Source organism: Nocardia sputi (assembly GCF_023501985.1).
Map to the genome: position 1 here is coordinate 121,850 of NZ_JAMFLC010000010.1, position 15,349 is coordinate 137,198.

At 67.5% G+C, this 15,349-nt stretch carries 14 protein-coding genes; 10 read left to right on the plus strand and 4 right to left on the minus strand.

The features are described 5' to 3' along the window. The first annotated feature begins 42 nt into the window (after positions 1–42). The 3 genes from M8859_RS16265 (at position 43) to M8859_RS16275 (ending at position 5,206) form a co-directional block, all read left to right on the plus strand. Positions 43–462, plus strand: a complete 420-nt coding sequence (locus M8859_RS16265; RefSeq protein ID WP_043734321.1) for a DUF5318 domain-containing protein — start codon at positions 43–45, stop codon at positions 460–462. A 712-nt stretch (positions 463–1,174) separates the two neighbouring features. Beyond that, positions 1,175–3,367 carry a transglycosylase domain-containing protein gene (locus tag M8859_RS16270; protein WP_159923610.1) on the plus strand — a complete coding sequence of 731 codons (2,193 nt, stop codon included), beginning with the start codon at positions 1,175–1,177 and terminating at the stop codon, positions 3,365–3,367. A gap of 150 nt (positions 3,368–3,517) precedes the next feature. Further along, complete coding sequence (locus M8859_RS16275; RefSeq protein WP_195069927.1) at positions 3,518–5,206, plus strand: glycosyltransferase family 87 protein; 1,689 nt, start codon at positions 3,518–3,520, stop codon at positions 5,204–5,206. Between the two features lie 25 nt (positions 5,207–5,231). Here M8859_RS16275 and M8859_RS16280 read toward each other — a convergent pair whose 3' ends face one another. Beyond that, the gene (locus M8859_RS16280; protein ID WP_195069926.1) at positions 5,232–6,809 is read right to left on the minus strand and encodes a TerD family protein; all 1,578 of its coding nucleotides are present in this window, start codon (positions 6,807–6,809) and stop codon (positions 5,232–5,234) included. 28 nt (positions 6,810–6,837) lie between these two features. Next, entirely contained in the window at positions 6,838–8,250 is a 1,413-nt protein-coding gene (locus M8859_RS16285) for a TerD family protein (protein WP_249644480.1), read from the minus strand. A gap of 180 nt (positions 8,251–8,430) precedes the next feature. Between M8859_RS16285 and M8859_RS16290 the strand changes: the two genes are divergently transcribed. The 4 genes from M8859_RS16290 to M8859_RS16305 all read left to right on the plus strand — a co-directional run bounded on the left by M8859_RS16290 (position 8,431) and on the right by M8859_RS16305 (position 11,573). After that, positions 8,431–9,054, plus strand: coding sequence for an AIM24 family protein (locus tag M8859_RS16290; RefSeq protein ID WP_195069978.1), 624 nt, complete (start codon positions 8,431–8,433; stop codon positions 9,052–9,054). 8 nt (positions 9,055–9,062) lie between these two features. Further along, entirely contained in the window at positions 9,063–9,764 is a 702-nt protein-coding gene (locus tag M8859_RS16295; RefSeq protein WP_159923388.1) for an AIM24 family protein, read from the plus strand. An 8-nt stretch (positions 9,765–9,772) separates the two neighbouring features. Further along, positions 9,773–10,537 (plus strand): AIM24 family protein, encoded by a 765-nt coding sequence (locus M8859_RS16300; protein WP_159923390.1) that lies wholly within the window; start codon positions 9,773–9,775, stop codon positions 10,535–10,537. Between the two features lie 187 nt (positions 10,538–10,724). Beyond that, positions 10,725–11,573, plus strand: a complete 849-nt coding sequence (locus M8859_RS16305) for a hypothetical protein (RefSeq protein WP_159923392.1) — start codon at positions 10,725–10,727, stop codon at positions 11,571–11,573. Between the two features lie 7 nt (positions 11,574–11,580). Here M8859_RS16305 and M8859_RS16310 read toward each other — a convergent pair whose 3' ends face one another. Then, entirely contained in the window at positions 11,581–12,378 is a 798-nt protein-coding gene (locus M8859_RS16310; RefSeq protein ID WP_159923394.1) for an MBL fold metallo-hydrolase, read from the minus strand. Positions 12,379–12,425: 47 nt separating this feature from the next. On the opposite strand from M8859_RS16310, the gene M8859_RS16315 reads away from it, so the two are divergent. The 3 genes from M8859_RS16315 to M8859_RS16325 all read left to right on the plus strand — a co-directional run bounded on the left by M8859_RS16315 (position 12,426) and on the right by M8859_RS16325 (position 14,559). After that, entirely contained in the window at positions 12,426–12,824 is a 399-nt protein-coding gene (locus M8859_RS16315; protein ID WP_159923396.1) for a MerR family transcriptional regulator, read from the plus strand. Between the two features lie 590 nt (positions 12,825–13,414). Continuing rightward, positions 13,415–13,993: an XRE family transcriptional regulator gene (locus M8859_RS16320; RefSeq protein ID WP_159923398.1), complete on the plus strand. Its 579-nt coding sequence runs from the start codon at positions 13,415–13,417 to the stop codon at positions 13,991–13,993. Next, positions 13,990–14,559, plus strand: a complete 570-nt coding sequence (locus tag M8859_RS16325; protein WP_249644481.1) for a class IV adenylate cyclase — start codon at positions 13,990–13,992, stop codon at positions 14,557–14,559. The genes M8859_RS16320 and M8859_RS16325 overlap by 4 nt, the downstream gene beginning before the upstream one ends. Here the strand turns inward: M8859_RS16325 and M8859_RS16330 are convergent. Next, positions 14,531–15,319: an HAD family hydrolase gene (locus tag M8859_RS16330; protein ID WP_159923402.1), complete on the minus strand. Its 789-nt coding sequence runs from the start codon at positions 15,317–15,319 to the stop codon at positions 14,531–14,533. The genes M8859_RS16325 and M8859_RS16330 overlap by 29 nt on opposite strands. Positions 15,320–15,349 lie beyond the last annotated feature (30 nt).

Consider the following 15,349-nt stretch of genomic DNA (forward strand, 5'->3'; position numbering starts at 1 on the left):
AGCCAGGGGCGGCCCGATTCCAACACCGCTACTCTGGTTCTCGTGCGAATTCAGCGGCAAGTGGTCGACTACGCCCTCCGGCGCCGGTCGCTGCTGGCTGACGTCTATGCGGGCCGGGTCGATGTCGCCGAGGTGTGTGATGCGAATCCTTATCTCCTACGTGCGGCGAAGTTCCATGGCCGGGGGAGCGAGGTCACATGCCCCATCTGCCGGAAAGAACAACTGACCCTCGTATCCTGGGTCTTCGGCGACGGCCTCGGCCCGGTCGCCGGGTCGGCTCGCACACCCGAGGAGCTGGTGCGCCTCGCCGAGACTCGCGAGGAGTTCTCGGTCCATGTCGTCGAGGTATGCCGGACCTGCAGCTGGAATCATCTGGTGCAGTCCTATGTGCTCGGTTCCGCGCCGGCGCCGCCGCGCCGCCGCACCGGGACACGCGCGAACCGGCGCACTGCCGCCGAATGAAGTGCCTGGTCATCTGTCCCTCGGGTGACTCGCGCAGCCGGCCTGCGTCCGCCGCGGTGTCGACTACCGCTGATAGCCACCTGGACCGCTACGAGTTATGGAGATCTTGTCAGTGAATTCGCCCTACGAGACTTCCCCCTACGGCGATGAGCCACATGGCGGCCGTCCTCCACGGAGTTCACAACCAAGTCCCAACCCGTATCAGAATCCCCGACCCGGGCCCCCGCCCGGCGCACGTCCGGGTCCGCCGCCCGGTAGACGTCCCGCCGGTCCCCCCTTGCCCGGTGAGCCGCGCGGTCCGCAACCGCCGCGCCGACCCGGTCCTCCGCCGCAGGGGCGGCCGCCGCAGGGCGGTCGTCCACCTCAACCCGGCCGACCGCCGCAACCTGATCGCGGCGTGCCCAATGGCGGCGCTCCCGGGCCGCAGCCGACCAAGAAGATCCAGCACCCCGGCTCGTCGACCGAGGCAGTGGCCGAACGCAACCGCCGCGGCCCCGCCACCGGGCCGCGGCCGGTCACCGGTGCGCGTCCGGCGCTGGACCGCGACGGGCGTCGCATCCCCGGCAACGGACCCACCACCGGCGAACGCAGGCGCACTGCGGGCGGTCCCCCCTCCGGCCCGCCACCGCGCCGTGGCGGCGGCAGTGGTGACGGCTCCGACGGGCCGGGCAGGCGGCGGCCCGCCCCGCAGAAGAAGAAGTCGCCATGGCGCATCGTGCGCCGCACCCTCTACGTCCTGGTCGCGTTGGCCATCCTCGTGCCCAGCGGCATCTTCCTGGCCGCGTACACCACGGTGTCGGTGCCGCAGCCGGGCGACCTGAAGACCAACCAGGTGGCGACCATTCTCGCCTCCGACGGCACCACGGTGCTCAGCAAAGTAGTGCCGCCGGAAGGCAACCGGACAGACGTCACCATCGAGCAGATCCCGCCACACGTGCGCAACGCGGTCATGGCGGCCGAGGACCGGGACTTCTACACCAATCCCGGCTTCTCGATCTCCGGCTTCGCGCGCGCGGCCAGGGACAACATCCTCGGCAAGGAGAGCGCGGGCGGTGGCTCGACGATCACCCAGCAGTACGTGAAGAACGCGCTGGTCGGTGACGAGCGCTCGCTGACGCGCAAGATGCACGAGCTGGTCATCTCGGCCAAGATGGCGCGGCAGTGGAGCAAGGACGAGATCCTCGCGGCCTACCTCAACACCATCTACTTCGGTCGTGGCGCCTATGGGATCGACGCGGCGTCCAAGGCGTACTTCGGCAAGCCGGTGCAGGAGCTGACCGTCGCCGAGGGCGCGGTGCTGGCCGCCACCATCCAGCTGCCCTCCAGCCTGGACCCGGAGAAGAACCCCGAGGGCGCGAAGACCCGGTGGAGCTACGTGCTCGACGGCATGGTCTCCGGCGGCAACCTGAGCGCGGGCGAGCGGCAGGGCTTGCAGTACCCGCAGGTCGTCCCGCTCGCATCGACCCGGGACAAGGAACAGGACTCCGGCCCCGAGGGCTTGATCAAGACTCAGGTGCTCAAGGAACTCGCCGCGGCCGGCATCAGCGAGCAGCAGCTGAACACCTCGGGTCTGCAGATCACCACCACGATCGACCCGAAGGCGCAGCAGGCGGCCATCGACGCGGTCACCAAGAACATGGACGGCGAGCCGGAGAACCTGCGCACCGCCGTGGTCTCCGTTGATCCGCGCACGGGCGCCGTGCGGGCGTACTACGGCGGCAACGACGGCCAGGGGTACGACTTCGCGAACGCCGGCCTGCAGACCGGTTCCTCGTTCAAGGTCATCGGCCTCGCGGCCAACCTGGAGATGGGTATCCCGCTGTCGCAGCTGTACGACAGCTCACCGCTGACGGTGAACGGCATCAAGATCACCAACGTCGAAGGTGAGCAGTGCGGCATGTGCACCATCGCCGAGGCGCTGAAGCGTTCGCTGAACACCAGCTTCTACCGGATGCAGCTGGACATGCAGAACGGTCCGCGCAAGATCGCCGACATGGGTCACAAGCTGGGCATTCCGGAGACCATCCCGGGTGTGGGCAAGACGCTCACCGAGCCGGACGGCTCCGGCCCGAACAACGGCATCGTGCTCGGTCAGTACCAGGCCCGACCGCTGGACATGGCCTCCGCGTACGCGACGCTTGCGGCCTCCGGCGTCTACCATGCGCCGCATTTCGTGTCGAAGGTGGTGACCGCCGACGGTCAGGTTCTGCTCGACCGCGGTGAGGTGGCCGGCGAGCAGCGCGTCTCCGCCGCGGTGGCCGACAACGTCACCGCCGCGATGAAGCCCATCGCCGGCTACTCGCGCAACCACGGCTTGGCGGGCGGCCGCGAGTCGGCAGCCAAGACGGGCACCGCGCAGCTCGGCGACACGGGTGAGAACAAAGACGCGTGGATGGTCGGTTACACCCCGTCTTTGTCGACCGCGGTCTGGGTCGGCACCGAGCAGGGCGATCGACTGCGCAACGCCAGTGGCGGCATGATCTACGGATCGGGCCTGCCGTCCGATATCTGGAAAGCCACCATGGACGGTGCGCTGAAGGGCAGCTCCAACGAGACCTTCCCGAAGCCCGCGCCGATCAAGGGGCAAGCCGGTGTGCCGGAGTGGTCGGCGCCGTATACCCCGCCGTCCACGGTTGATACTCCGCTCCTGCCCCCGGTGGTGGTCGCGCCGACGCAGGTGGAGATCCTGCCCGGCATCACCATCCCGGTCCCCGGCGTGCAGCCCGCTCCGCAGCAGCAGCGGCCGCAGCAGCGTCAGCAGGATTCGGGTCCGATGCCCGGCCAGCCGGTCGCACCGACGGATGGCGCGTCACCGACGGCCACCGGGCAACCCCGGCCGGGCAACCAGCGCAGTGATGACGACTCCGGTCAAGAGAACGAGACACCGCCGACACGTAGCAGATAGTCGACATCCGAAGATCGGGCCGGTCACATCGTGGCCGGCCCGATCTCGTTCGAGCCCGGGTCGACTCGATCTCCTACCGGTCCCACAGCCCAGGTAGCCTCGGGTTCCGTGACCGATCAGCAGCTGGTGGAGCCGCGGAGGAACCGGAGGGTGCCACTATCGGACCAGGCGGGGTTCGGCGGGGCGTATTACGCCGCCCCGGCGCCGCTCGCCTCTGATCTCCGGTCGGCGGACGCGCGGGACCGGCCGAGTCGCAACGACTCCCTCACCGCGCAATTGTCCACGGTGATCGGCGGTCCGGTCGGTGATCACGCCCTGATCGGGCGGGTGCGGTTCTGGACGCCCATGCGGGTGCTGCTGGCCTTCGCGGTGGTGTTCCTAGCGCTCGGCTGGTTCGGCAAGGCAGGTTGCATCCAGCAGACCACGGGCCCGGACGGTCCCACGCTCGACTGGAACAACGGTCGCCAGTACGTCGCGATGTGCTACTCGGACACCGTGCCGCTCTACGGCGCGGAACGACTGAACGAGGGCGCCTTTCCGTACAAGAAGCAGTGGACCGAGCAGACCCCCGACGGTGGCCGCGAGACCCGATACATGGAGTATCCGGTGCTCTCGGGCCTGTACCAGTACCTCGCGATGCGGATCGCCAAGAGCTGGGACGCGTCGCCGCTGCCCGGCGCGCTCCAGGTGGTGATCTACTTCAACGTCGTCGCGCTCGGTCTCGCGGTCGCCTGGCTGATCACGGTGTGGGCGTCCGCCTTGCTGGCCGGCCGCCGGGTCTGGGACGCGGCATTGATCGCCTGTTCGCCTTTGGTGCTCGTGCACGCGTTCACGAATTTCGACGCGCTCGCAACAGCCTTCGCCGCGACCGGCTTGCTCGCCTGGGCCCGGCGCAAACCCGTGCTGGCGGGGATACTGCTCGGTCTGGGCGGCGCGGCCAAACTCTATCCGCTACTGCTGCTGGGCCCCATCGTCGTGCTGTGCCTGCGCACCGAGACGATGCAGCGCACGCCGCGCACGCACCTGGGCCTGCGCATCCGCGACATCGACGGCTGGCCGACCTTCCTGGCGTGGGTGCGTGAGACGCCCTACCGCGTCCAGTTCCTCAGCGCCCGTCCGCTCGGCGCCGCGGCTGTCACGGTGGGCGCGACCCTGGCGACCTGGCTGGCGGTGAACCTGCCGATCGCCGCGCTGTTTCCCAACGGCTGGCGAGAGTTCTTCCGGCTCAACACCACCCGGCACGCCGACCCGGACTCCATCTACAACGTGATCTCCTCGTTCACCGGCTGGCGCGGCTTCGACGGCGTGCTCGCGCACGGGGAGCAGCCCGCCGTCCTGAACGCCGTCTCGCTGCTGGCGTTCGTCGCGGCCTGCGCGGTGATCGCCTACATCGGTCTCACCGCGCCGCAGCGCCCGCGGCTGGCGCAGCTGTGCTTCCTCGTGGTCGCGGCGTTCCTGCTGACGAACAAGGTGTGGAGTCCGCAGTACTCACTGTGGCTGGTGCCGCTCGCCGTCCTGGCGCTGCCGCACCGGCGCGTCCTGCTGGCCTGGATGACCGTCGACGCGCTGGTCTGGGTGCCGCGCATGTTCTACTACCTCGGCTTGGACCGCAAAGGCCTGCCCGAACAGTGGTTCACCGGCACCGTGGCGCTGCGGGACCTCGCGGTGGTCGGGCTGTGCGCCCTGATCGTGCGCCAGATCTACCGCCCGGAGGAGGACTTGGTGCGACGCGACTTCGTCGACGATCCCGTCGGCGGGGTCGTCGATCGCACGCCGGACCCGCTGCTGCCCTGGCTGCCGGAGCCGCTGCGGCCGCGAGTGGCGGTCGCACGCGGCTGACCGGCGGCCGCGGCGGATCAGGCGTTCATTTGGTGCGCAGGAAATGCGCCTGACGTTCCGGCTCCTGCGGCAACATGTCCAGATCGAGCTGCCACGCGCTGCCGGTCCACGGATCGAACAGCGGTGTGCCGCCGACCGTCGGCAGATGACGGCACGACTGTGACACCATCGCCACGGTGGTGTCGGCCGAATCGGATTCGTTGGCGCCGACGATCACCACGGACAATCCGATCAGCTCGCCGCGCGTGATCAACGCGCCGATCCGCTGTGCGTCCGAGCTCTGGTAGCCGTGCGGGAAATCCGCGGCCAACAGGACCCGATGCTCGCTGGGCGGCGTGAACGCACCACTCGTGTAGGCCAACTCGGCCAGCTCGGCCGCATCCACCAGCGCTTGCAACCGCGCCGAGATGTCGGCGTGGTCGGTGATCGGCGGGCCGTTCAGCACGGGAGCGAGCAGTCCGGTGAAGCCGCTGAACGCGTCGGTCAGGTCGATGATGTCCAGCAGCGTCCGCCGCTGCGGCGCCGTGGCCAGCAACCGCGCCAGCAACGCGCCCACGACGGGCGCGACCGCACGGGTCGATTCGGTATCGATCCACAGCGGCCGATTCAGTGGAATCGGAACGCAATACGGAATGCGCAGCGGCCCCCGGTCGAGCGCGTACAACTCGCCGAGACGGATGCCGTCGCTCGGCGCGGACGGCTTGTCCCAGGCGGGCGAGTCCCAGGAGGCCAGAGCGGGCGGCAGTACCTGGTCGGCCTCGGCGAGCTCACGCATCAGCTGCTCGGCGTCGCGCTGGTGGTTGCGCTCGGCGATGTCGATCAATTCGTCGTGGCGTTGCTGCGCGTCACGACGTGCCTGCTCGGCTGCCGGAGTGTTCCTGGTCGCCGGATCGGACACCGCCAGCGACAGTTCGTGATCCAACCGCTTGGCCGCGTACTCGCGCGCCGAGGTCAGCGCGGCGGCCGACCGCGCCGCGTCCTCGAACACCATCCACAACCGTTCCAACCCGTGACCGACTTCCAGCGGCACACCGGCGGTGGCGATCTGCGCGTCACCCGCCAGGGGACCGGCCATGGTGTGCGTACCGGGCTGGTCGGATTGCTCCGGCTCCGGGGACGCATCGTCGATCTCCACACCGTGGGCCGTGAGCAGCACGGCCAACCCACCCGCGTAACCCTGGCCGACGGCCCGCAGCTTCCAGGCGGGGCCGCGCCGGTACACCTCGAGGCAGATCAACGCCGTCTCACCGGACGACGGGGTGATCGCGAATTCGGCGGTCACACTGTCGTTCTCGGACAGGGCCGCCGTAACCGGCCCGAGTCCCTCGGCCCGCGCGGGCGCGGCCGGGTCGGCGCTGACCACCAAGAGCACGGCCTTCGCGTCGGCGCGCACCTCGGTGAGCGTGATCGTGACCCCGTCGGCCGCCAAGGCGACCCCCGGCGTGGCGGGCTGGTTGTAGAAGACGAAATCGTCGCTGGAGAACACCTTCAGGTTCTCCGCGACCACCAGCGCGGAAACATCGAGGGCCGCCTCGGCTTTCGCGCTGAAACGAACGACCTCACCGGTCAGCGGGATGTTCTGACCGGCTCTCAGTTGAATCACGTTGTCTGCCCTGCTGTCGCGCTGCGGGTCAACCGTTGACGAGGAACCGGCCGAGCTGCGGCACCGCCTCGCCCGGATGCTTTGCCTGGAAACCCTCGCCGAGCGCCTGCAATTTCCAGTCGCTGCCCACCCGGTACAACTTGGACATCGCCATCGCGGTGAACGGCATGCCACCGGCCAGCGTGTATCTGGCCAACTCGCCGTTGTTCGTCCCGTCGACCAGGCGGCAGAACGCGTTCTGCACCTGCTCGAAGGTGTGGCCCTTGTAGGAGGTCACGACGAACACCAGCGTGGTGATGTGCGGGGGGATGCGGGTCAGGTCGACCAGGATCATCTCGTCGTCGCCCGCGCCCTCGCCGGTGAGGTTGTCGCCCTGGTGGCGGATGGAGCCGTCCTTGGACGTCAGCTGACCGTAGTAGGCGACGTCCACCGGGTTCATGTCGGCGAACATGATGACCGAGGCGTCGAGGTCGATGTCGACCGTGCGGTTGCCGAACATGCCGCGGCTGCGCACCGGGTCCCAGCCGAGACCCATCTTGACGAAGGTGAGCGCGGCGCCTTCCTTGCGCAGCGTGACCCGCTGACCCTTGACCAGGCTGACCGGGCGGTCCTTGCTCAGGCTGACCTCGGCGGGCGCCTGCTGCGGCTGCGGCGGCGCGGGCTGGCCGGGCGGCGGGTAACCGGGGCCGGGGCCGGGCGGCGGGTAACCCGGACCGGGCGGTGGGTAACCCGGGCCGCCTTGTGGCGGTTGACCCGGCCCACCCTGCGGCGGATACCCGGGACCGGGCGGCGGCGGGTATCCACCGGTCGGCGCGTACTGCGATGCCTGCGGCTGGGTCGGGTACGCCGGGGTGGTCGGCGGCTGCTGCACCGGCGGCTGCTGTACCGGCGGCGGAGGCGGCGGGGCCTGCGCGGGCTGCGGAGCCTGGGCGGGGGAATCGTCGACGGTGACGCCGTGATCGGTGACCAGCGCGGCGAAACCGCCCGCGTAGCCCTGTCCGACCGCACGCACCTTCCACGAGCCCTGGCGACGGTAGAGCTCGAGCGCGATCACGATCGACTCGGTGTTCAGCCCTTCGATCCGGTACTCGTACAGCTGGTTACCGGCCGCGTCCGACACGATCGCCGTGGGGGCGGGGAACCTGCCGAAATTGCTGTTCGCGTCGTCCAGCGTGATCACCGCGCGAATCTGGTCGATGTCGGCGGGCACCGCGTTCAACGACACCGCCAGCGACGCGGGCTGGCCGGCGGGTGCGGGCTGAAGGTTGACGCCGGGGCCGCTGGGCTGGTTGAAGAAGACGAAGTCGGCGTCGGAACGGACCTTGCCCCGCTCGGTGACCAATAGCGCCGACAGATCCGCCGGCGCCGAGAGCTGGATGGAGATCACCACGTCATTGGTGGCCAGTGGACCGTTCTGACCCTTGGCGAGTGTTGCGGACAAGTTCGACCCTTCGCTTGTCGGTGCGTTCGCCTGACACTCTACGAGAAACGCGCCGCGCGCCGCTTGTACTGAACGGACGCGCTGCCCCGACACCCCCGTGAGCATCGGTTAGGGTGACGGCACGCAAATGGAATGCGGCGATCGCCCGTGTTCCCGATCAAGACAGCAGGCAAACACTCCATGGCGCAACTGTTCGAGCAATCGAAGAAGGTGATCGAGGCTCATCTGGCCGGAACCAGCCTCCGCGCGATCTCCGGTTCGATGATTGCCTACGAAGGAAACGTGCAGTTCAAGGCGGCCGGTTTCGGCGGAGGCGATGGTGTGGTCGCCGGGCTGAAGCGCAAGGCCACCGGTGAGAAATTGTCGCTGATGGAGTGCGGCGGTCACGGTCGGGTGTTCTTCGCGGTCAACGGCCAGAACGTCACCGTCGTCGACTTGAACAACGAGACGTTGCAGGTGGAGTCGCAACAACTGCTCGCGTTCGCCGGAAACCTGCGCACCGACGTGCGTTTCGCCGGATTGCGCGGTGCGTCCAGCGGGCAGGGCCTGTTCACGACGACCGTGTCCGGCCAGGGGCAGGTCGCGCTGCTCTCCGCGGGCGGTCCGCTCATCCACCTGGAGGTTTCCCCGCAGTACCCGCTGATCGTGGATCCGGACGCGTTCGTCGCGGCGCGCGGCAACCTCAACCAGTCCTTCGTCTCGGACGTGTCGTGGCGCAGTTTCGTCGGCCAGGACGCGGGTGAGGCGTTCTCGCTGCGCTGGGACGGTCAGGGCGTGGTGTTGATCCAACCGGCGGAACGGTAGGGCGAGCGGTGTTCGAAAAGGTCAACAGCAAAGTCGTCAAAGTAAACGTCGGAATGGCGGGCGGGGTGGTCGCGCGCAACGGCGCGATGCTGTTCTACACCGGCGATATTTCGTTTGCGCCCCACCAGATTCCGGGAGCGCAGGGTATGGGCGGCATGGGCGGGCTGATGGGTCTCGCGGGCCGCGCCATGGCAGGCGAGCACGAGCGCACCATGTTGGCGCAGGGCAACGGCGAGGTGCACTACGGATTCGCTGGGCTGGAGGTCCAGGTGGTGCACATGCAGCCGGGCGCCGCGTTGCGGGTCGAGGCTTCGCGCCTGCTGGCCAACACCGCCGGGTTGCAGAGTTCGGTGGTCTCGGTGATGAGTTCGGGCGGTGGAGGCGGTGGTGGCGGCGGCCTGATGGGAGCGCTGCGTGGCGCCGCCTCAGGGGCGTTGACCGGACAGGGCATGTTCACCACCCAGCTGTCCGGGCAGGGCGCGGCGGTGCTGCTCGCGCACGGCGGATTCCTGGAACTGCAAGTGGGCGGCCCGAATCCGATCGTGGTCGACCCGCAGGCTTTCGTCGCCGCCTACGGCAACGTGCAGACCGAGCTCAAGACGGCGCTGAGCTGGCGAGACGCCGTGGGCCGCGGTTCCGGCGAGGCCATGCAGTTGCATTGCACCGGGCAGGGCGTCGTTTACGTGCAGGCCTCCGAAGAGAAGTTGTGAGCAGGGGTATGTCCCAGATCCTCAATCCCATGAATCTCGGTGAGAGCGACAACATCCCGGGAAACAGCTACGCGTACTGCATCGACCTGAACAAGCCGTGGTTCATGCGTAAGGGCGCGATGATCGCCTACTACGGCGACATGCGGTTCCAGGTGCTCTCCCACGGGTTGCAGGGCGGCTTGCTGCACATGGTGTCGCAACAGTTCTCGGCGCCGCTGTTCACCGGCGACTACGTCGTCGCCGAGGGCCACGGCAAGCTGATCATCGGCGACCGCGGCTACGACATCAATTCCTATGACCTCGAGGACAACGGCAACCTGACCATCCGGGCGGCGAACCTGCTGGCCTTCGAGCCGGGGTTGTCGCTCAACCAATCCATCGTGCCCGGGTTCCTCACCCTCATCGGCACCGGCAAGTTCCTCGCCTCGTCCAACGGGCCGGTCATGTTCGCCGAGCCGCCGCTGCGCGTGGACCCGGAATCGCTGGTCGGCTGGGCGGACTGCCCTTCCCCGAGCCATCACTACGACCAGCGGTGGGTCACCGACTTCCTGGCCGCCGGTGCGGCGCGCCTCGGCGTCAACTCCGGTGAGGAGCGTCAATTCGAGTTCACCGGCGCGGGCACCGTACTGATCCAGTCCAGCGAGAAGGTGCTCAGCGACTCGATGCTGGTGCGCACCATCGAGGGACAGATCCAGAGCGGCATCACCGTCGGTGGCCTGCAACGACTGCAAGGGCTCATCGCGCAGCAGTTGGCCGGGCAGCAGCAGTACTGAAACGCGTAGAACATGCGCGGCGGACTCGTGTCCGACGGCGGGTGAATCTCCGCGAGCGGGCGAACCGCGTCAGAACAACCAGCGCTCGCAGGCGGATCACATACGGACAGCAAAGGATTCGCGACGGAACGGTGAACTCGTCCCGATCCGCACCGGCGCCGGGCCACGGTCGGCGCAGAATCGGGTCATGGCTGACGTGGCGCTCTCGCCGCAGCGTCGCACGGCGCTGACGAACCTGGTCCAGGACGAATCCACCTTCGCGACGGCGTATCCGCGAGTGGCCGACTATTGGTCCACCGCATGCCGGTTGCCCGGCACCGGAGACGACATCGCCGACGCCACGTTCGACCTACACCTGCTGCACTACTTGACCGGCGGCGCCAGCACGAATCCCTACTGGGACATCGTCGCCGCCGCGGTCTCACCCGGGCCGCGGGAGCGTGCCAACCGTCCGGAGGTGAACGGCGGAAACCCGAAAGGCAGTGCGCGGCTGGCCTATGCGCAGATCGTGTTGCAAGCGGCCTACGCCTACGCGATTCCCTCTCCGGCGACATTGCGCTGGGCAGCGGATGTCGCGCAAGGCAGGCCCGTGCTGGAAATAGGTTCGGGTCGCGGCTATTGGGCGCATCAGCTCTCCCGAATCGGCGTTCCGACAAGCGCTTTCGACTCGCACCCACCGGATCGCGCGATCAACGCGGCGTTCCCTGCCGCCGCCGGGCAAACCGCGACGTGGCATCCCACCGCCACGCCGCCTTCCTCCACGGCGGATCTCGTCGCCGCCCATGCCGAAGACGTCTTGTTCCTCTGCTGGCCGCCCGGCTGGGAAAACCCCATGGCCTCGTCGTCTCTCACTGCCTACCAGGAGGCAGGTGGCTCACTGCTGCTCTACATCGGCGAACCACGCGGCGGGCGCACGGCCGACGAGGCCTTCTTCGACACGTTGGAGGCCGGATGGACCCTGCTCGACCAGGACCCGGACTACGTCTCGTGGTGGAATCTCGGCGACACGGCACAGTGCTGGCAGCGGCGACGGTGACCCCACGTCAGCGGAGGCGCTGGAATTCCCAGGGATCGTGCGCGCTGATCAAGGTGACTTCGTGACCGTGATCGCGGCGTAGTTCGCGCAACCGTGCCTGGGTGCCCACTCGCAGATCGTGATGGACCTCGGAGGAGGTCTGCACGATGTCCAGGATCGGGTGCGGCTGCGGCCGGGCGTCGAGTTCGCGGTGGTAGTAGTAGGCGTCGCCACAGTGCAGCAGCCAACGTTCACCGTCGCGGACGGCGACCCCGGTGTGGCCCGCGGTATGGCCGCCCAGCGGGATGAGCTGGAAGTCATCGGGCAGGTCTTTCGGCTGGATCGCGTTGAAGCCGAACCATTGTCCGGTCGGGTCCGAGGGGTAGGTGACCCAGTGCGGATCGTGTGCCCAGTGCGCGGGCCGGTAACGGAAGCTCGGAGCTTCCGCTTTCGCCGCCGCGAGTTCGGCGGCGAGGACATGGACCCGCGCGTGCGGGAAGTCGGGCAATCCGCCGCAGTGATCCACGTCGAGATGAGTGAGGATGACGTGCCGCACGTCTTCGGGGTCGTAACCGAGACGCCGCACCTGCCGGACGGCGGTCTCGTCCTCGGACAGGACCGGCTGCGACAGCGCGACCCAGTCGGCGCCGAGCGTGCCCGCCGGGTCGCGGACGTCCTCCAGTCCGATGCCCGTCTCGACCAGCACCAGACCCGCGGATGCCGTCTCGACCAGCAAGCAGTGGTTCACGGCGTGGGCGGGCGCGGGTCCGTCGTAGGTGGGCTCGATCTGCCGTACCGATCCGCAATTGAGGTGATGAACTGTCATGCGGGCTAGTCTGTGACTTGAAGCGCGGTTCAAGTCAAGGAGAATCGATGACCGACCTGCTCGATATCGCCGAGGTCGCCGACCACGCCGGCCTCGCGCCCTCCGCACTGCGTTTCTACGAGAAGCGCGGGCTCATCGCCGCCACCGGCCGCAATGGCCTGCGCCGCACCTACCACCCCGACATCCTCGGCCGCCTCGCCCTGATCGCCTGCGCCCGCGGCGCCGGTTTCACCCTCGCCGAGATCGCCCGCTTCCTGCGCGCCTCCCCCTCCGACGCCGAACTACGCACCCGCATGGCGCAGAAAGCACAGCAACTCGACGACGACATCACCCGCCTCATCCGCATGCGCGACAGCCTCCGCCACGCCTCCACCTGCACCCACGACCCCCTCGTCGAATGCCCGAACTTCAAATCCACCTTCGACAGCGCCGCCGACTCGACGTGAGGTCGCGAATTGATTGTCACGGCGGGAGTCGAACTCGGAGATCGCCGTTTCCGTCGAGAGGACCGCCATGTTCTGAACCGCCGACTGCGCTGTAGTCCACTTCGGGAACGACTGATGGACGGAGATGCCTAATCGCCGATCGAATCGACCGGGAATGCCTTCCCATCGATGACCGGAAAATGCTCGCCGGCGAATCCGTACTCATCGACTGTTGACCATGTCCCATCATGGTGCTCCATCCATGCGGCGGGAGTGTCTTGTTGGTCTCCCCTCGGCCAGCTCACAACTGGTCCTCCACCAGCCCGAGGCTGTAGGCCCCGGCGGACAGATACTGCTTGCAGCTGGCGCCGTGCCCGGAGTGGACGTCGGCGACGAAACGAGCTTGCTCGAGTGACCGAAATGATCTGTCTCGCGTGCAATTTCGGTGCATCGCGCGCCATTGCTCGGCGTCCGCAAGCGAGATGGTCCTCGATCATCGGGCTGTGGATCATTTGGTACCTCTTGCCTTGGCTCATCGACCGCGAGGTCGAGCCTGATGAATCGATCGATGCATACGAGATCATCCAGCGCGTCGAGCAGGAGACCGGGTCTTGTTCGGCCTCGCTCCACGTCATGCACAGACACTCACCGGCCATGCGGAGATCGCGCAAGCGTTCACCACCCAGTCGGAAGCCGACGCCGAACTCCGCCGATGTGCGTTGGTCGCGGAGCGCATCGATCTTCTGGCCGTGCGTGGCCTGGGTCTGCTCGCGCTGAACGACTCGCTGCTGCGCGGTGCGTTGATGCAGCGGGCCGAACGTGTTCGGGTCCGCGCTCTGCTGCTGGATCCCGATTCCGAAGCCACGAGTATCCGGGCAGCTGAAATCGGCGAATCGAGGGAGTGCTTCGCTGCTGGGATCGAGCTTGCCCTTGCACGGACATCAGAATTTCGCGATCATCCTTTTATCGAGCTGCAAGTCGCTGTCTACGACACGCTCCCTACATGGCGGATGCTGGTCTTCGATCAGACGCTCTATCTGTCTGCTTTCGGCGCGTCCGCGGAAGGCCATCGCTCAGGAATGTACAAGCTCACAGCAGCGACCAACGGGGTCTTGCATGCGGGATTTCTACGGTATTTCGAGCAGATGTGGCGTCAGGCCAGTCCGGTCGAGAGAGGATCGATCATATGATCGAGGCCGAACTGAAGGCTCGAGTCCATGACGTCGAGTCCGTGCAGGCTGCGCTATCCGCGCGAAGTGACGGTCGGCGCTCCAGATATCAGGACACCTACTACGACGTGGCGGATGCGCGACTGTCGTCGGAGGGTCGTGAGTTGCGCGTGCGTACGATCACCGCGTATGACGAGCGCCGATCCCTGCTGACCTACAAGGAGCCCGTGGTCGATGTGGCCAGCGGGTCCAAACCGGAATATGAAACCGAAGTGGCCGACCCTGCGGTGATCGATGCGGTGCTGCGCGGTCTCGGCCTGTCAGAACTTGTCAGCTTCGAGAAAGACTGCATCAACTATCGATTCTCATCCGAGGGACGCGAGCTGCTGGCAACTCTGGTGACGGTTCCCGAATTGGACGGCACGTTCATCGAACTCGAGACCGTGGTGCCCGAAGCGGAGCTGGCGGAAGCACTCGAGGTGGTTCGGACCACGCTCCGGCAGCTGGGAATCACGGATAGTGATCTCACCACCGAGCAGTACACGGATGCCGTCCTGGCTACTCGTGGGACGCTGGAGCTGCCTTGATGAGCCAGTTGATGATTTCCTCGCCCGCGAGGATGCCGGTGGCTCGGGTGATGGTGAGGTTGGGGTGGGTCCAGTTGAGTTGTTCGAGTTCGCCGTGGCGGGGGCGGATGGCGGAGTCGGCCGCGCGCAGCATTTCGGCGTCGAGAGCGCCGTCGCCCGCGGCGAGCGTGCGCGCGGAGTCGGCGAGTTCCCCGCTGTCCCAGAGACGTTTGCGCACCTCGGAGACCGCGCGGCTCTTGCAGACCGCCTGCGGCATGGTGTAGATCTTGCGGCCCTGTTGGGAGGCCGACCAGCCGCGTGGACGGCACCAGTCGTCCCACTCGGCCAAGAATCCCTCGGGGATGTCTTTGGGCTTCACCACCAGGTAGCAGAACAGGTGGTCGGCCACGCGGAACTTGGTGACCCACGAGTCATCGATGCGGGCGTGCAGTTCCTTGCTCACCTCGGAGAGAGTGGCGCCGCCCGCGCGCACCTTGGCGTCGATATCGATGCGCCAGCTCAGGTCGGGGACGCCGTCGACCAGGATGTTTCCGCCGTTGCTGGTGATCGCGTAACGCCACGGCGCCCCGGGCAGGCGAATGCGCCCGAATTGTTTGATGGTGCGGGTGGTGGTGGGAATGACGGCGGCGGGTTCGGTCAGGGTCTGCATCCGCAGCGCCGCGGTGGTGGTCATGAACGACAGCGGCGCGCCTTCCAGATGCTCCACGCAGACCGTCGGCACCTCGGCGGTGGTGCTGAAGGCGTTACGCGAGTAGATCATCGTCCGGTCCAGGTCGGTGGCGATCAGCGC